Raw genomic sequence first — 16,083 nt, forward strand, 5'->3', positions numbered from 1 at the left:
GCCCCCCCCGCGGGCCCCCCCGGGGGCGCCCTGCCCCGACGGTGGGGGGGTGGCACCCGGTATCGGCCCCCCCCACTGCCGTGCGGGGCGGGCCCCCGACCAGGTCGGCGGACCGCACGGGGTCGTCCGGACGGTCACCCCGGCACGTTCCAGAACGCGCAGTGGTGGCGGAGCCGCGCCGTGCCGGTGGGGACGATGTGGTCCGGCGCCAGGGACAGCACCGTCCGCCGGGGCCAGTGCGGCGACGACGGGCCGTTCGGGTCGCCGGTGCGGGCGAAGCGGGCCCAGTAGTCGATCATGGTGTCGGCCAGCCGGCGCTGTGCCGCGGTCAGGTCGCGGGGGCGGCCGCCCAGGTCGAACAGGTTGGGCAGCTCGCTCGCGTGCGGTGCGCCGAGCGGGAACGGCGGCGTGCCCGAGGTGAGCGGCGGGGCGTGCTCGTCGGCGAACTCGTAGCGCCACACGGGTACATGGGCGGCGAGCAGGCCGTCCGTGCGCTCCGTCGGGCAGGCGAAGTCCGCGTCACCGATGACCGCGCCGAGGACCGGGCCGCCGTCGGTGCGGTGCACCGGGTACTCGCGCACGATCGCCTTCGCCTGCCCCGGGGCGGGGAAGAACGTGGCCGCGATGTCGGGCCAGGTGTCGGGGGTGACGGGGTTGCCGGCCCCGACGATGCCGGCGGACCAGCCGTTGCCTTCGTCGTGGTTGTCGCCGATGAGCACGGGGACGCGGTGGAAACGGCCGGCGGCGAGCGCTGCTGCGGGGTCGTCGGGCAGCAACGGGGTGGCGTACGCGGGCTGTTGATCGATGTCCTGGGCCGCGAGCAGACGAGGGACGTCCACGCGCCGCAGGCAGGCCAGGACGTCGCGGGCGGAGCCGCAGCCCACCTTCGCCGCGAGGTTCGTGCCCGCGGCGCGCGCCGTGGCCAGGGGGACGGAGGACGGGGCGAACGGCCGGTCGGGGCGGCCGGTGCACGGACCGCTCTGAACGATCGCCCGGTCGAAGAGTCCCGCGGCGGCGGGTGAGGCGAGCTGGGCGCAGACGCCGTATCCGCCCGCCGACTCGCCGGCCAGGGTCACGTGGTGCGCGTCTCCGCCGAAGGCGCCGATCTCGGTGCGGACCCAGCGCAGCGCCGCCTGCTGGTCGGCCAGGCCGAAGGTGCCGGAGCCGGACAGCCCGCCGTGCGCGAGGAAGCCGAGGACGCCGAGGCGGTAGTCGACGGTGACGACCACGGCGTCGCCGCGGGTGGCCATGCGACGGGTGTCGTACGAGCTGCCCGCTCCGGTGGTGAAGCCGCCGCCGTGCAGCCACACGATCACCGGCCGGGGCCGTGCCGGTCCCGCTCCGTCGGGCGTAGTGACGTTCAGGTGCAGGCAGTCCTCGTCGGTGCTGCCGCCGGGCACCTCCCCGGCGGGCTGCGGGCAGGCGCTCGCGGGCCTGGTCGCGTCCCGCACACCGGACCAGGGGGACGCGGGGTGCGGCGGCGCCCAGCGCAGCCCGCCGACCGGGGGCGCCGCGTACGGGATGCCCTCGAAGGTGCGGTAGCCGTCGTGGGCGGCGCCCCGTACGAGGCCGTGGTGGGTGCGTACCGTCGTGGCGGCGGGCCGGGCGGGCTGCGCCGGCGGTGCCGCGGACCAGGCCGTGACGAGTACGGCGGCCAGGGCGCAGCCCAGGGTGGTCAGGACGCGGTGCATGCTCATCGTCTCCCCTTCCGGTCAGCTGCCGCCGCTGCCGCCCTGGGCGGCGATCATGGTCATCGGCAGGCCGCGTACCGCTTTCTCCAGGCCGGGCGCGAGGGCGGCGAGAGAGCCCGTGCAGGCATCGATCCGGTCCCGGAAGGTCTGCTCGTCCTGCCGGGAGACGACGGAGCGGAGGCCGCCCGCCGCGGCCAGCGCCAGCAGCGCGGCGTCGGCCGCGGGAATCTCCCGCGCGCGGCCGCTCCCGCGCAGCGCCGCGGACACGCGGGCGTGCACGGCGGCGGGCACGGCGCGGTCCGTCACGGTCAGCCGCCGGGTGCCGAAGCGGGTGCGGGGCTCGTTCACGGTGAGGAGTCCCGCCGCGGCGAGCCGGTCCTGCGCCTGCGTCAGGGTCCGCTTGCGGTGCCGGCGCATGAGGTGCTTCCAGCCGTGCCCGACGGCGGCGTCGAGCAGGACGCCGTCCAGGACGGGATCGCCGGTCGGTTCGGTTCCGGACACGGTGACCGTGCCGCCGTCCTCCCCGAGCCGCCCGCGCAGCGCGAGGTCGATCAGGGCGGCGGCACGGACCAGCAGCTCCGTGCGGGAACGGTCGCAGGGGCCTTCGGCCGTGTCGTCGTGGGCGAGCAGATACATGAGGCAGGGCAGGTCGTCGATCACACCTCGACGCTACGGCCGGGCACCCCGGCCGGGCATCGGCCGTGGGAACGGACCGGCACTGGGAGCGCAGGAGGATCGCGGCCCGGTCTCCTCCTTGAGGAGGAGGCGCTGCCGTCAGGGGCGGCGCGGCTCCACGAGGCCGTGGTCGTAGGCGGCGACGACGGCCTGGACGCGGTCGCGCAGGCCCAGTTTGCGCAGCACCGCGGTGACATGGTTCTTGACGGTGGCCTCCGACAGGCGCAGCCGCTCGGCGATCTCCGCGTTCGACAGCGCCTGCCCGATCAGGGTGAGCACCTCCCGCTCGCGGCCGGAGAGGTCCCGCAGGGAGGGCGGCGGCGCCGGGTCGGGCGTGGTGCGCAGGAACCGGTCGAGGACCCGGCTCAGCACGGTCGGCGCCAGCAGCGCGTCACCGCGTGCGGTGAGGCGGATCGCGTCGACGAGTTCACCGGGACGGATGTCCTTCAGCAGGAAGCCGCTCGCCCCGGCCCGCAGGGCGGCGACCACGTGCGCGTCCACGTCCCAGGTGGTCAGCACGAGCACCCGGGCCCGGCTGCCGCTCTCCGCGATCCGCCGGGTGGCCTCGATGCCGTCGACGACGGGCATGCGTACGTCCATCAGCACCACGTCGGGCCGCCGTTCCCGCGTCAGCCGCACCGCCTCCCGGCCGTCGGACGCCTCACCGACCACCTCGAGGTCGTCCCGGGCGTCGATGATCATGCGGAAGCCGGTACGGACCAGGGCCTGGTCGTCGGCCACCACCACGCGCAGCGTCATGAGGCACGCTCCACCGGCAGTCTCGCCGCCACCTCGAACCCGCCTGCGGGCAGCGGTCCTGCGCGCAGGCTGCCGCCCACGAGCCGTGCGCGCTCCCTCATCCCCAGCAGACCGCGCCCCGCTCCCGCCACCGCCGAACCTCCCTGCGACGCACGCCCGTTGTCGACCACCGTGACCTCCACGCACGCCCCTTCGGCCGTCACGCGCACGCTCACCTCGTCGGCGCCGGCCGCGTGGCGCAGTGTGTTGGTGAGGGCCTCCTGGACGATCCGGTACGCCGCCAGGTCCACCGCGGCCGGCAGCCCGTCGGTGGCGCCCTCGCGGTGGACGCGCACGCTCATCCCGGTCGCGCGCACGGTGTCGGCCAGCTCGTCCAGGCGCGCGAGCGACGGCCCCGGCTCCCGCTGCTTCCCGGCCCCGTCCTCCCCCGTATCGGGCCGGAACGCGCGCAGCAGCAGACGCAGTTCGCCGAGCGCGGAGCGGGCGCCGGTCTCGATGGCCCGCAACGCCTGACGGGCCTGTTCGGGGCGTTCGGTGAACACGTCGTCGGCTGCACCCGCCTGAACGACCATCACCGACAGGGTGTGCGCCACGACGTCGTGCACCTCGCGCGCGATCCGCGCGCGCTCCTCCACCACGGCCCGGCGCATCTCCGCCCTCGTCCGTGCCTGCTGCGCCCTGCGCCACTGCCCCGCGGTCCACGCCAGGACCACCGTCAGCAGATAGACCGCCAGACCCGCGGGGCCGCCCGCTCCGAACGCCAGGGGCGCCGGCAGGCACATCGCCGCGAGCGCCCCCACCGACACCCGCCGCGGCCTGGTGGCCGACAGCACGCACAACGCGATCTGCGCCGCGAGCAGCGCCCCCGTCAGACTCACCGCGGGCAGCAGCGTCCACACCGCGAGTCCCGTCACCGCGTTCACGGTCAGGACGGCGACCGGGGCGCGCGCCTGCCACCACAGGGCGCAGGCCTGCGTGAGGACCAGGGCCGCGGCCACGGGCAGTCGCCGGCCGTGCTCCGCGCCGGCGACGAGCACCGAGGTGCCGAGCACGGCGAGCACCAGACCGGCCGATCCCCACCACAGCGCCCGGGCCGTACGGGGCGACAGCTCGCCCCGGGCCTCCCCGGCGAACGCGTCGTCCGGCTGTGTGCTGCTGCGGTCCACGCAGCGACCCTACCCAGCCGCGCGGGCCGGGCCGCTGCGCCGCACGGCCGAGCGGCCGTCCGGCGCGGCGGAGTTTCCGCCCGTCGGCGCGCTCAGGCCGCCAGGCTGCTGTCCGGCTTGAGGCGGTCCAGGAGCTGGGTGTGGTGGAGCGCGGTGACCGGAGCGAGGAGATCGGGGTGGCGCAGGAGTGCCGCAGCGCGGCGGTCGCCGTCGTCCGGCGCCATCAGCCGCCGGAACTCGACGGGCGCGCCCACGGCGTGCTCCCCCTCGGCGAGCGCGGCCACGGCCAGCCCGGCCAGCTCCGGGTCGGTGAGCAGCCCGGCCGCCCAGCTGGCCACGACCTCGTCCACCCAGGTCCGCCAGGCCCAGTCCTCGGCGGGAACCTCGCCGGCCGACTCGGCGCCGGTGACCCAGTCGAGACGGGCCGTGCCGCCGGGGCCGGCCAGGGTGACCAGGGCGGCGTCGACCTCGGTCGGATAGCGCAGCCACGCCGCGACGGTCACGGCCTGCCGGGCCTGCGCCTCGCACAGGGCGGAGGCCAGCGGGCCGCCGCACGCCGGGTAGGCGACCGTCAGCCAACGTGCCGTCGCGGCTATCAGGGGGGACAGATCAGTGAGCACAGCCGGGCCGTCCGAGATGCGAGGGGGAAGAGGGGCTCCACGTCACGGTAGCCCGGCTCCCGGCGCCGCCGGCAAGGAGTGCAAATCAGGTCATATGTGGCCTCCCCCACGTCGGGCCCGCCGGAGACGCGACCGGCACCCGGTGGTCACGTGTCGCCGCGCAGGCCCGGGGAACTCGGTGCGCGCCCGTCAGCGGGCCGCACGCGAGCCGGGGAGGTCTGGGAGGTCTCATGACGACGGACGCCGCACGCTACGACGACCAGGGCGAAGTCCCCCTGGGGGGCTATGCCGCCCTCGCTTCGGTGTTCGCCGCCGGTGCCGGCACGTTCGCGCTGGTGGCCCGGCGCCGGGGCGTACGGCTGCCTCAGGAGGTGCCGCCGTGGGACGTCGCGTTGCTGGGCGCGGCGACGTACAAGACGGCCAGGGTGCTGACCAGGGACAAGATCACGAGTTTTGTGCGGGCACCGTTCACGCGCCGCTCGGGGGAGGGCGAGGCGAGCGAGGTCATGGACGAGCCGCGGGGCAGCGGGCTGCGGCGGGCGATCGGCGACCTGGTGGCCTGCCCGTTCTGCACCTCCGCCTGGACCGCCGGGGCCCTGGTGTGCTCCTACGCGGCAGCTCCCCGGCTGACCCGGCTGGTCTGCGGCGGCTTCGCCGCGCTGACGGTGGCGGACTGGCTGCATTACGCCTGGACGTGGACGCAGCAGACGACGGAGAGCTGACCGCGGCCGCACGGGCGGGCGGCCGGGCCGGCTGCACCCGGGTCCTGCCCGGAGCCGTGGGCGAGACCCGGCCGCCAGGGGGTTTCGTATGGTTCAGGTCGCCCTAGGTGTCGTCCGTCGCCGCTGTCAGCTCCACGTTCAGCACGCCCTCGTCCCCAAAGAGGTCCGACGCCAGCCGACCGGGGTCCTCGGTGCCTTCCACTTCCAGCAGCACGCGCGCGGCGTCGTCCGTGCGGCCGGGCAGCCGTTCGACCTTGACCTGGACGATGCGGAAGCCCCGCCGGGTGCAGGTCTCCATCAGGCGCGGCAGCAGTGCCGTGCCGGTGCGGTAGGTCAGGCGTGCCTCGAAGCCGGTGACGGTGGAGTCGGATGCCACGCGGGAGGTGATCCGCGGGTAGCCCCGTACCACCAGGAAGTGCAGCGCCGTCACGACGAGCGCGAGGATGGGCGGCCCGCCGCCGCAGGCCATGCCGACCGCGCAGGTCAGCCAGATGGTGGCGGCCGTCGTCAGACCGCGTACGGCGTCCTGTCGCACGAGGATCGGGCCGCCGCCGATGAACCCGATCCCCGACACGGTCCGGGCCGCGACGCGGGAGGGGTCGAAGGAGACGTTCTGCAGCCCGAGCACCGCGGTGAAACCGTGCTGGGAGACCTCCATCATCAGCGCGCTGGCGATGCCGACCAGGGTGTGGGTGCGCATTCCGGCGCTTTTCTGCTGTGCCTCGCGCTCCCAGCCGATCGGACTCGACAGCAGCAGTGCGAGTCCCAGCTCGGACAGCTGCCGCAGCCCCCGGCCGTCGTGCACGTCCCACAGGGGCGCGGCCAGCCCTGCTCCCGCCATGCACACCTCGCACGTCCGTTCCACCGTTCCCTCGCTGCGCACGCCTATCCCCGCGTCACGGTCCCGACCCACCCCACCTGGGAAGCCCGGTGACCGGGGTGCCGCTGCGGGGTACTCGACCGGGGCCGCTTCGTCTCCGGCGAGGGACGTTCCGCAGCGTCAGGACTTCGTGAGGAAGGGGCCGGCCTCATGCGGCACGACGAGATGATCGGAAAGGTGCAGGCGCTCGCCCAGCTCCCCGACCGGGGCTCGGCCGAGCGGGCCGCGCACGCGGTCGTGAGCACGCTGTCGGAGCGGCTGCCGTCGGGCCTGGCCCGGCATGTGGCCGCTCAGCTGCCGCCGGACATGGCGGAGGCGATGCGGGAGGTGGCAGACGCGTCCGCCGGGACGGACGCCGGGCACGCGGGCGAGCGGTTCGGGCTGACCACGTTCGCCGGACGCATCGCCGCCCGGGCGGGCACCGACGAGGAGACGGCCCTGCGGGACGCCGCCGCCGTCATGGAGGTCCTCGACGCCGCGCTCGCCCCGGAACTGACCGATCGGGTCGCCGGGGCGCTGCCCACGGACATCCGTGATCTGATGCCGGTGGGCCGGGCGGACTGAAGCGGCAGCGGCGGGGCCGGGTGAGGCAGGGGGCCGGGGAAAGTACGCGCACGGCACGGCCGACCGGCATGACGGTGGACCGCGCTGCTGCTTCCATGCGTGTGCAAGCGCTCACCGGGGGCAGAAGTACGACCGATGCCGCCCCCACCCCGGAAAAGGTGCTCGTCATGGCCTTCTTCACCCTCTCCCGGCGCCGGCCGCTGTCCCTGCTCTCCGTCACCGATCTGGCCGCGGAGAACGAGTGGCTGCATTCCGAGAACCGGCAACTGCAACGCGCCCTGACCTCGCACGCGGTGATCGACCAGGCCATCGGTGCGGTGATGATCCTCGGCCGGATCCCCCCGGCTCAGGCGTGGGGGGCGTTGCGGGACGTCTCGCAGCGCACCAACACCAAGCTGCGCACGGTCGCCGAGCACATCCTGGACTACGCCCAGGGCGGGACGCTGCCCGAGGCGGAGCGGCGGGAACTCGGCAAGGCGCTCGCCCGCCACCGCCGCTGCGCCGCACGCGGTGGGGCACCCGAGCCGGGTCAGTGACGGCGGGCCCTGAGCCGCAGGCGTCGGCGGGGGCGCGCGTGGCGCGACGTCCCGGACCTGAGGACCCAGCGGTCCTCGACCTGGTCGAGACCGAACAACAGGACGGTGAGAAGGGGGAGCAGCAGTACGGCGATGATGATCATTGGAGGTTCCACCTCCTGGTCCGACGACACGTCGCGAGTGCCCGCGCCCCTTCCCGTCACCCGTCCACCGGTGTGAAGGTCCTGTGACCGCCCCCCTCCGCACCCGCGCGGGCGCATAGTGCGGGCCCCTCCCCCGCGCTGCGCTTACGGTCGAGGTGTGACCTGCCGTGAGCGGCGGTGACGGAGAGGAAGCGGAGCATTGGTGGGCGATGCGCGTCGGCGGGCGGCCGGGCCGGATGAGGGACGCCCCTCGGCGAAGAGGGTGCTGGGCAGCCGGCCCGCGTACGCCGTGCGGCTCGCGGTCTCGCCGCGCCCCGAACCGCAGGTGCCGGTGGCCGAGCGGACGGTGCCCTGGCTGCGGGTCGCGGCGGCCTACTCCTGGCGGCTCATCCTCGTCGGTGTCGTCGTCTACGGCGTCTTCAGCGTGCTGGGCAGCTTCCAGCTCATCGCCGTCGCGGTGTTCCTGGCACTCGTCGTCACGTCGGTGCTGCGGCCGCTGACCGATCTCCTCGACCGGGTCATGCCGCGCCCCCTGGCCGTCGCCGTCGCACTGGTGGGCAGTCTCCTGTTCCTGCTGGCCCTGCTCGCGCTGGTGGGGAACGCGGTGGCGGGTGAATCGCCCCGGCTCGTGGGCGAGTTCCGCGGCGGCGTCCATCGGATCGAGGAGTGGCTCCAACGGCCGCCGTTCCGGCTGAGTCCCGGCAGGCTCTCCGCTCTCGAGCGTCAGGTCACGGACTACATCGCCGCACACCGCTCGACCCTGCTCAGCAGCGCGGTCTCCGGGCTGACCCGGGTGGTCGAGCTGATCACGGGCGGCGCGCTCGCGCTGTTCACCTCGGTCTTCTTCATCCACTCCGGAGAACGTCTGTGGAGCTGGATACGGGACCAGTTGCTGCCGATCGGCGCCCGCCCGGCCTGGGACCGGGCGGGCCACGCGGCCTGGCGGGCCTTCGCCGGGTACACGCGGGGCATCATCATCGTGGCCGCCACCAACGCCGTGCTGGTCGGTGTGGCCCTGCTCTTGCTGCGCGTGCCGCTCGCGCTGCCCCTGACCCTGCTGGAATTCTTCGCGACGTTCATCCCTCTGGTGGGCTCACCGGTCGCGCTCGCGGTCGCCACGATCGTCGCGCTCGCCGGGCGCGGACCGCTCACGGCGGTGGCGGTCCTGGCGTTGATCGTCGTGATCGGCCAGTTGGAGGGACACGTGCTGCATCCCCTGGTGATGAGCTGGGCGGTGCGGCTGCATCCGCTCGTGGTCGCGGTGTCCGTCATCGCGGGGAGCATCGTCGCGGGGGTGATCGGCGCGATCGTCGCCGTACCGGTCGTCTCCGTCGTCTGGGCGGTGCTGCGGGCCCTGCGCGCGGTGCCGCCCTGACAGGCCGGCTCGGTGTCCGCGCGACAGGAGCCCGGGCCGACGGCGCCCCGGCGTCGAGCAGGCGGGAGCCGGGGTGCGTCGGGTTTCCGGTCGCGGGTCGGCACGGGCGGTGTGCGCACGTCACGCACGGCCGGGTCGACGGGCATGGAACGGCGCCCTCGGTGGCACCCGGTGGCCTGTGCATCGGTTGCGAGTGACATGGCAGGAGTTGTGGCGTGATCTGTCGGCCGCGGGGAGCGGGTTGCGCCGCGCCTGTGTGCGGCCCGGACGCGAGCGGGACCTGGTCGTCCAGGCGGTGAAGGCGGCGCTGGCCGCTTGGCTGGCCTGGGCGGTCTCGGGCTGGTGGCTGCACGCCCCGGTGGCGTTCGTCGCGCCGTGGGTGGCGGTGGTGCTGGTGGAGTCCACCGTGTACCGGTCGATCGCGCACGGCCTGCAGCAGCTGGGGGCGATCGCGGCCGGCACGGTTGTGGCCACCGCCGTCGGGCTGCTGCTGCCCAGCACGGAGGCCGCGATGGCGGTCGTGCTCCCGATCGCGATCCTGCTCGGCCAGTGGCGCAGGCTGGGCAGCCAGGGCATCTACGCGGCCACCGGCGCCCTGTTCGTGCTGACCAACGGCTCCGTCGGCATCACCACCTCCGCCGCCCGCCTGGCCGAGGCGCTGTTCGGAGCGGTGGTCGGCATCGCCGTCAACGCGCTCCTTCGGCCCCCGCTGTATCTGCGCGACACCCGGGCCGTGCTCCAGGACGCGACCGAGCAGGCCCACGACGTCCTGCGGGACGTGGCGGACGGGCTGGCCGCGGGGCGCTGGGACGCCGAGGAGGCCGGCGCCTGGCACGAGCGTGCCCTGCGGCTGCGGCGGATCGTGGAACAGGCCCACTCCGCGGTCGAGTGGAGCCGGGAGAGCCTGCGTGCCAACCTGCGCCGCCGCCGCACCGGTGCCGTGCCGGTGCCCGGGAAGGGGTACGACGACGCGGTCCTGGTGCTGGGCTACGCGGCCGTCCACACCACGGGCGTGACCCGTACGGTGCTGGAGGTCACCGCGGAGGACCGCTCCGCGTCCCGGCCGCATCCGGAACTCGCCCGCCGCTACGCCGAGTTCCTCCGCCGGACCGCCCGCGCGCTGCGGCTGTACGGCCACAGCCGGTTCGGTGACGCGTGCGACGACGAGCTGCGCGCGGCCGTGGCGGAGCTGCGCGCGACACTGGGCGACCTACGCCGGGACCTGGTCCGCTCCACGACGGACGACCCGGACGAGGTCGCCACCTACGGCGCGCTGCTCGCGCAGGCCCACCGGCTGACCGATCAACTGGTCGTCTCGGGCACCTGACCCCGGCCCGGCCGGCCTCCAGGAGGAACAGCGGCCCGGGCGGGAGCCGGTACCCGTACGCCGAACTCGGCCGGCCCCACGGTGAGGACGCCGTCGGTCAGCGGCCGGCAGCGGACTCCCCCGCCGCCGCGCAGCGCGCGCTGGGCGCCCGGGCCGACGGTGGTGTCCATCCAGGCGCAGGGCCGCGCCGCGCTGCGGACCGCCAGTTCCACGGGGCCGGTGCCGCAGTCGAGGAAGACCGTCGCGCCGATGTGGGCGTCGATGTCGACTCCGCGCAGCAGGACGTTGCGCCGGGTGTGGCGCAGGTCCGCCGCGTGCGGTCCCAGGTCCGGAATCCGTTCGGCCGCCATGAGGGTGAGGGACGCGTTGCGGTGGGCGGGGTGGTTGAAGTACCGGTCCCCGACGATGCCCAGGCCCGCCCGCACCTCGGCCGTCGTCACCAGCTCGTCCGGCGGCAGCTCGGGCATGCCGTCGCCCGGCCGGCCCGCGAGCCGGTGGACCGGGGAGATCAGCAGCTGAAGGATTTCGACGTACGGCACCCCTCGAGACTAACCAGTGCCGCGGGGCCCCCGTCACCGGCGGCTCGCCGCCCGGGACCCTCGTCGCGGGGAGGGCGGCTCAGGCCGCCGCCCCTGACGAGGAAGCCGGACCACCGCCCCTGAGCAGGAGGCGTCCGCTCGCTCCGGCCGCGAGCAGTCCGGCCACCATGACGACCAGGCTCAGGCCGGGCCCGGAGGACCAGTCGACGTGGGAGGCGCGGGCGGCCAGGACGGCCGTCATGGCGAGGGCCGTGCCGGGCAGCGAGAACAGGGCGGACCGGGTGCGGTCGAGGTCGTCCTCGGCGAGGGAGCCGAGGACGCCCACACCGAGGGAGAGTGCCCAGACGCCGAGGGCCTGAGCGTCCACCCGGCCGGTGTGCCAGGGGACGAAGTCGGCCCGGAATCCGGGCCGGACGAGCAGACCGGTGCCGATGCCCAGCCAGGACGAGCCGAGCACCGCGAGGGGCGGCTTGGACCAGCCGGGCAGCGGGGTGGTGCGCGGCAGGGCGGCCCCGGACCGGGTGAAGGCCTGCCCGGCCAGGCAGACGACCGCCGCCACGCAGAGCAGACCGAGGGTGAAGAGCCAGCCGACGCTGAACAGCACGGAGACGATCGGCCGGCCGTGGGCGATGTAGAGCTGTCCGGCGTTGAGCAGGCTGACCCCGAACAGACCGGCCAGGACCACGGCGAGCGGCAGGACGAGGGTGCGGGCCTGCTGCCAGGTGGTCGCGCGGCTCAGGGCGAACAGGGCCGGCGCGGTACCGAGCATGGCGGCGCCGAGCAGGCCCGGGCTGAGCGGGTCCGGCGACGGCCAGGCCCCGAGGACGTGCCCGGTCAGGGCGACGACGGTGAGGACTCCGCCGACGAGGAGGTTGATCACCGCGACGGCGACCGCCAGCAGGGCCACCCCGGCCGACAGCGGGCGGCCGGGCGGGAGTTCGGGCGGTTCCCGGACGGGGCAGGGCGGCTACGGCCGTACGGGGGCGGATCCCCGTGCAGGGCCACCCGACCGCAAGGGGCATCCGGAGCGACCTTCCACACCACCGCGCCGGACCCTCGCCGCGCCGCCCCGGCCCCTGCGCATCCTGCTGACCGGCGACGACGGCTATGACGCGCCCGGCATCCGCATGCTGTTCGACCGGCTCACCGCGGCCGGCCACGACGTGACGATCGTCGCCCCGCTCACCGACCAGAGCGGGGCCGGGACCAGGATCTCCGACGCACCCACGATCGACGTACGGCATCCGCAGCCGAAGGTGTGGGCGGTCGCCGGTTCCCCGGCGGACGTGGTGGGCTGCGGCCTCTCCGCCGTGTTCGACGGTCAGGCCCCGGACCCGGTCGTCTCGGGAACGAACTTCGGCCCCAACCTGACGGCCGTGGCCACCGTTCGGGCACGGTGGGGTCGCGGTGACGGCCGTCGAGGACGGGGTGCCCGCGATCGCCGTCAGCACGGGCGGACTCGAACCCCCGGTGCCCGACCGGATCCTGAGCGCCATGCGCCCGACCGACGACTTCGTGGTCGAGCTCCTCGACCGGCTGCGCGCCGGGGCGCACGGCGGGCGCCTGCTGCCGGAGGGCCTGGGTCTGAACGTCGACCATCCGGTGCTGGGCGCGGACGGTTCGGGGACGGCGCGCGGCGCCGACCTCATCCCGCAGGATCCGCTCCCGGCACTCACGTCCGCCTACGCCTACAACGGCGACGGCACGTGGAAGGTCACCGTCGGCATGGCGGACCGACCCGCCCGGCCGGGCAGCGACGTCGTCGTGGCGGCCGGCCACGTCTCCGTGTCCCCGATCACCCCCGGCTGGAACCCGACGACGGGCGACCAGGCCCGTGCCGCGAACCTGTCGGCGGGGCTGCGGCCCTAGGGGGCTTCGTGAGGAGACCTCCTGGTGAGGGGTCAGCCGGTGGCCAGGTCCCGCACCTGGCTCACGGTGCCGTTGAACCGGTCGTGGTCGCCGACCGTCTTGCCGGCGGAGGTGTACTGCCACATGGTGTACACCGACCAGCCCGCAGGCAGGTCGCCGGCCGACGAGGCGTAGCGGGCGATCCACAGCGGGTTGGTGCCGCCGAAGCCGCCGTAGTTCCCGGTGCACTCGGTCCACCAGCTGGTCGCGGTGTAGATGACCGCCTGACGGCCGGTACGGGTCTTGTAGCGGTTGAGGAAGTCCCGGATCCAGTCGACCATCCCGCTCTGGGACTTGCCGTAGCAGGAATCGCCGTACGGGTTCCACTCGATGTCCAGGGCACCGGGGAGGGTCTTGCCGTCCTTGGACCAGCCGCCGCCGTGGTCCACGAAGTAGTCGGCCTGGGCGGCACCGCCGGTGGTGTCGGGGGTCGCGAAGTGGTACGCGCCCCGGATCATGCCGACGTCGTAGGAGCCGTTGTACTGCTGGGTGAAGGAGGGGTTGGTGTAGTACGTCCCCTCGGACGCCTTCGTGTAGGCCCACCTGTTGCCGGCGCTCCACAGCGCCGGCCAGTCGACGTTCTGCTGGTAGCTGGCGACGTCCACGCCCTCGGTCTGGCTCGTGCGGGGGTCGCTGGGCGAGGTGGGGCTGTCGTCGGCGCCGTCGTGGGCGAGGACACCCATGCCCATGTAGGCGCTGCCCCGTTCGGGACCGGTCGCCCCCGACTCGGGGAACGCCGGCGGGGCGGGCAGGGAGAGGAGAAGTCCGGTCAGGGCGCCTGTGACGGCCAGGCGCGCGCGGCTGCGATGGAGGCATATGGATGGCTGCACGAAACCCATCTGACCCGGGGTCGGGCCGTCCCGCACTCCGGGTTGGGCCCAACGAAGGTGCCAACGGCCGCGTTTGTGGTCCATGTGGGTGGCTCAGGGCCGGGTCCGGCCGGGAGGAGCCTTCGGGCCCCTTCCCGGCCGGCCGCCGGGTCAGCCGTCGATGCGGTGCTGGGTCCAGAAGGAGGTGAGGTCCGTGCTCGTGGCCGCCTGGGCGGCCGCCTTGAACTCGGCCGTGGTCGACACGCCGTACCAGTGCGCGGTCGCGTAGTCCTTCATCAGCTTGGCCATGGCGGTGTCGCCGAGCACGCGCCTCAGGTCGTGCAGGGCGCACTTGCCGTAGCCGTAGACGACGGTGGAGTAGCGGGAGGAGTGCGCGTCCCAGTACGCCATCGAGTTGGTGATCTTCTCGGCACTGGAGGCCCAGGAGACGCTGCTCCAGCAGTTGCTGCCGGTCTTGCCGAGGGCGAGGTCGGTGGAGTAGTCGGCGAAGGCCTCGTCCAGCCATGGGCTGTTGTACTCGTCGTCGCCGACGATGCCGTACCACCACTGGTGGCCGATCTCATGGGTGAGGGCGGTGGTGCTGACCAGGTCGAGGACGAACCCGGGGTACTCCATGCCGCCGAACCAGTAGTTGTTGTCGATGACGGCGTCCAGTTCGCCGTAGGGGTAGGCGCCGAAGCGGCCCGCGTGGGCGTCCACGGCGCTCTTGGCCGTGCTCAGCATGGACTGGGCGCTGGAGGAGCTGATGCCCGAGACGGAGTAGATGTTCACGGCGACACCGGCGGCGGAGGTGCCGGAGATCCTGCTGAAGGGACCGGCGGCCCAGGCGAAGTCCCGCACCTTGGCGGCGGTGGCCGTGGTGATCGTACGGCCGCTGGAGCCGGGCGTGTCGGTGGAGGTGCCGGTGGCCGGGACCAGCAGGGTGCTGGGGTGGTCGAGCGTGACCTTGAAGTCGGCGGCGAGGGAGTAGAACGACTCGCCGTTGTCGGTGTACGGGTCCAGGTGCCAGCCGCCGCCGTCGCGGACCGCGAGGACGGGCAGGGCGTTGCCGATGAAACTGAAGGCACCGTCGTGGCCGAACCGGTCGGCGCCGCTGGGCACGGTGATGCCGAGGTCGAAGCCGATGGTGGCGCTCTGCCCCTGGGTGAGCGGGGCGGGCAGGGTGATCTTGAGCGCGGTGCAGGCCACGGAGGGGGCGTCCGCGGTGCCGCCGGTGACGCCGGTGACCCTGATCGGCATGGCGTCACAGGTGCCGTGGTAGTTGTCCCACAGCCGCAGGTACACCTCGTTCAGCGCAGTGGCGGAGGCGTTGGTGAACGTGGCGCTCTCGTGCCCGGACCACACCGTGCCGCTCGTGTCGCTGCTCAGGTTCACGGTGTACGCGGGCGCGGCCGGGGTGCGGGTGGTGTCGGCGGGCGGCGGGGTGGTGCCACCGGAGGTGTTCAGCGCGACGTCGTCGAGGACGAAGCTCGTCCGGAGGCTGGAGTCCTCCGTTCCGGTGAAGGACAGGGTGACGGTCTGCCCGGCGAACGACGACACGTCGATCGACTTCTGCACGTAGCCGGTGTTCTTGTCGAGGTTCGAGTAGGTGGCCAGCGTCGTGCTGCCCAGCTTGGCCGTCAGTTTGTCGTACGCGGTGGACGACGTGGTCTCGGTGGTGTCGATGTGCAGCCAGAAGGTGAGGGTGGCGGTGCTGCAGCCGGCCGGGACGGTGACGCTCTGGCTGAGGCTGTCGGTGTGGGTGCTGCCGACTCCGTCCAGCCAGGCGTAGGAGCTGCCGCCGTGCGCGGTCTGTCCGGTGCGGCTGGTGATGACGGTGGAGGAGGACGCGGTCCAGGATGACGTCCCGCTCTCGAAGTCGCCGTTGCCGACCACTTGGGCCGGAGTGCAGGCGGCCGGGGCCGTGTCCGGCCGGGCGGCGGCGGGGGTGCCGGGGAGGACGAGGGCGGCCAGTGCGGCGACGGTGAGCGCACCGGCGCCGAGGGCCTTGTGGGGGGTCGATCTCACACGCTGCTCCTTTTACGGCGGCCGGGTTCCGGCCTGCTCGGTGACCGCGCCGGCTGGGTCGACCGGGGCGGTCGCGGACGGTGCTTGCGCGATCGCTGTGCCGAGGAGTCCGTCGCGCCCTCCTGGGGTCAGGGCGGCGACTGCCGAAAGAGTGACAGATTTGACCGGTCCATGCCAGAGATGGGACTAAGTGGGGGGGACGGGCTCCGCGACGGCGCGGGCAAGCCCGCCGAAGAGCCGGCCGTCGAGGACGAGCACGGCTACGGCGTCCTGGTGGCGGCGGTCACCGACGGCTCTCACCGGCCCCACGTGCTGCCGCGCCTGCTCACCGCGCTGCATGC

At 74.1% G+C, this 16,083-nt stretch carries 18 protein-coding genes and 1 pseudogene; 7 read left to right on the top strand and 12 right to left on the bottom strand.

Annotated elements, in window-relative coordinates:
- Nucleotides 1-134: 134 nt before the first annotated feature.
- The 5 genes from ACIHEJ_RS30880 to ACIHEJ_RS30900 all read right to left on the bottom strand — a co-directional run bounded on the left by ACIHEJ_RS30880 (nt 135) and on the right by ACIHEJ_RS30900 (nt 4,911).
- Nucleotides 135-1,697 carry a carboxylesterase/lipase family protein gene (locus ACIHEJ_RS30880; protein WP_400140381.1) on the bottom strand — a complete coding sequence of 521 codons (1,563 nt, stop codon included), beginning with the start codon at nt 1,695-1,697 and terminating at the stop codon, nt 135-137.
- Between the two features lie 15 nt (nt 1,698-1,712).
- Nucleotides 1,713-2,351 carry a GPP34 family phosphoprotein gene (locus ACIHEJ_RS30885; RefSeq protein ID WP_400140382.1) on the bottom strand — a complete coding sequence of 213 codons (639 nt, stop codon included), beginning with the start codon at nt 2,349-2,351 and terminating at the stop codon, nt 1,713-1,715.
- Between the two features lie 114 nt (nt 2,352-2,465).
- The gene (locus ACIHEJ_RS30890) at nt 2,466-3,125 is read right to left on the bottom strand and encodes a response regulator (protein WP_400140383.1); all 660 of its coding nucleotides are present in this window, start codon (nt 3,123-3,125) and stop codon (nt 2,466-2,468) included.
- Nucleotides 3,122-4,291: a sensor histidine kinase gene (locus ACIHEJ_RS30895; protein WP_400140384.1), complete on the bottom strand. Its 1,170-nt coding sequence runs from the start codon at nt 4,289-4,291 to the stop codon at nt 3,122-3,124. Before ACIHEJ_RS30895 ends, ACIHEJ_RS30890 begins: the two co-directional genes overlap by 4 nt.
- 92 nt (nt 4,292-4,383) lie before the next feature.
- Complete coding sequence (locus ACIHEJ_RS30900; protein WP_400140385.1) at nt 4,384-4,911, bottom strand: hypothetical protein; 528 nt, start codon at nt 4,909-4,911, stop codon at nt 4,384-4,386.
- Between the two features lie 230 nt (nt 4,912-5,141).
- Here ACIHEJ_RS30900 and ACIHEJ_RS30905 point away from each other — a divergent pair, with 230 nt between their 5' ends.
- Nucleotides 5,142-5,633, top strand: a complete 492-nt coding sequence (locus ACIHEJ_RS30905; RefSeq protein WP_400140386.1) for a DUF1360 domain-containing protein — start codon at nt 5,142-5,144, stop codon at nt 5,631-5,633.
- A 103-nt stretch (nt 5,634-5,736) separates the two neighbouring features.
- Here ACIHEJ_RS30905 and ACIHEJ_RS30910 read toward each other — a convergent pair whose 3' ends face one another.
- Complete coding sequence (locus ACIHEJ_RS30910) at nt 5,737-6,474, bottom strand: MgtC/SapB family protein (RefSeq protein WP_400140387.1); 738 nt, start codon at nt 6,472-6,474, stop codon at nt 5,737-5,739.
- 189 nt (nt 6,475-6,663) lie between these two features.
- On the opposite strand from ACIHEJ_RS30910, the gene ACIHEJ_RS30915 reads away from it, so the two are divergent.
- A complete protein-coding gene (locus ACIHEJ_RS30915; protein WP_400140388.1) occupies nt 6,664-7,077 on the top strand; it encodes a DUF2267 domain-containing protein in 414 nt (137 codons plus the stop codon).
- A 167-nt stretch (nt 7,078-7,244) separates the two neighbouring features.
- Nucleotides 7,245-7,613, top strand: coding sequence for an ANTAR domain-containing protein (locus ACIHEJ_RS30920; protein ID WP_400140389.1), 369 nt, complete (start codon nt 7,245-7,247; stop codon nt 7,611-7,613).
- On the opposite strand, the gene ACIHEJ_RS30925 is transcribed toward ACIHEJ_RS30920, so the two are convergent.
- A complete protein-coding gene (locus tag ACIHEJ_RS30925) occupies nt 7,607-7,756 on the bottom strand; it encodes a hypothetical protein (RefSeq protein WP_400140390.1) in 150 nt (49 codons plus the stop codon). The two genes, ACIHEJ_RS30920 and ACIHEJ_RS30925, sit on opposite strands and share 7 nt — an antisense overlap.
- Nucleotides 7,757-7,955: 199 nt before the next feature.
- Here ACIHEJ_RS30925 and ACIHEJ_RS30930 point away from each other — a divergent pair, with 199 nt between their 5' ends.
- Together ACIHEJ_RS30930 and ACIHEJ_RS30935 are read left to right on the top strand one after the other, a co-directional pair.
- Nucleotides 7,956-9,131: an AI-2E family transporter gene (locus ACIHEJ_RS30930; RefSeq protein WP_400140391.1), complete on the top strand. Its 1,176-nt coding sequence runs from the start codon at nt 7,956-7,958 to the stop codon at nt 9,129-9,131.
- Between the two features lie 193 nt (nt 9,132-9,324).
- On the top strand, nt 9,325-10,458 hold the full coding sequence (locus ACIHEJ_RS30935; RefSeq protein ID WP_400140392.1) for an aromatic acid exporter family protein: 1,134 nt from the start codon (nt 9,325-9,327) through the stop codon (nt 10,456-10,458).
- On the opposite strand, the gene ACIHEJ_RS30940 is transcribed toward ACIHEJ_RS30935, so the two are convergent.
- Both ACIHEJ_RS30940 and ACIHEJ_RS30945 read right to left on the bottom strand, forming a co-directional pair.
- Nucleotides 10,434-10,997, bottom strand: a complete 564-nt coding sequence (locus ACIHEJ_RS30940; RefSeq protein WP_400140393.1) for a molybdenum cofactor biosysynthesis protein — start codon at nt 10,995-10,997, stop codon at nt 10,434-10,436. The two genes, ACIHEJ_RS30935 and ACIHEJ_RS30940, sit on opposite strands and share 25 nt — an antisense overlap.
- A 79-nt stretch (nt 10,998-11,076) precedes the next feature.
- Nucleotides 11,077-11,904, bottom strand: a complete 828-nt coding sequence (locus tag ACIHEJ_RS30945) for a hypothetical protein (protein WP_400140394.1) — start codon at nt 11,902-11,904, stop codon at nt 11,077-11,079.
- On the opposite strand from ACIHEJ_RS30945, the pseudogene ACIHEJ_RS30950 reads away from it, so the two are divergent.
- Together ACIHEJ_RS30950 and ACIHEJ_RS30955 are read left to right on the top strand one after the other, a co-directional pair.
- Nucleotides 11,846-12,364: pseudogene (locus ACIHEJ_RS30950) on the top strand (5'/3'-nucleotidase SurE); the annotation flags it as partial. The gene ACIHEJ_RS30945 and the pseudogene ACIHEJ_RS30950 overlap by 59 nt on opposite strands.
- Before the next feature lie 40 nt (nt 12,365-12,404).
- Nucleotides 12,405-12,866 (top strand): hypothetical protein, encoded by a 462-nt coding sequence (locus ACIHEJ_RS30955; protein ID WP_400140395.1) that lies wholly within the window; start codon nt 12,405-12,407, stop codon nt 12,864-12,866.
- A 32-nt stretch (nt 12,867-12,898) separates the two neighbouring features.
- On the opposite strand, the gene ACIHEJ_RS30960 is transcribed toward ACIHEJ_RS30955, so the two are convergent.
- The 3 genes from ACIHEJ_RS30960 to ACIHEJ_RS30970 form a co-directional block, all read right to left on the bottom strand.
- On the bottom strand, nt 12,899-13,744 hold the full coding sequence (locus tag ACIHEJ_RS30960) for a lysozyme (protein WP_400140396.1): 846 nt from the start codon (nt 13,742-13,744) through the stop codon (nt 12,899-12,901).
- 141 nt (nt 13,745-13,885) lie between these two features.
- A complete protein-coding gene (locus ACIHEJ_RS30965) occupies nt 13,886-15,742 on the bottom strand; it encodes a M1 family metallopeptidase (RefSeq protein WP_400140397.1) in 1,857 nt (618 codons plus the stop codon).
- Between the two features lie 186 nt (nt 15,743-15,928).
- Nucleotides 15,929-16,081 (bottom strand): hypothetical protein, encoded by a 153-nt coding sequence (locus ACIHEJ_RS30970; protein ID WP_400140398.1) that lies wholly within the window; start codon nt 16,079-16,081, stop codon nt 15,929-15,931.
- Between the last annotated feature and the right edge of the window lie 2 nt (nt 16,082-16,083).

Source organism: Streptomyces sp. NPDC052301, assembly GCF_044593395.1.
Lineage (GTDB): Bacteria > Actinomycetota > Actinomycetes > Streptomycetales > Streptomycetaceae > Streptomyces.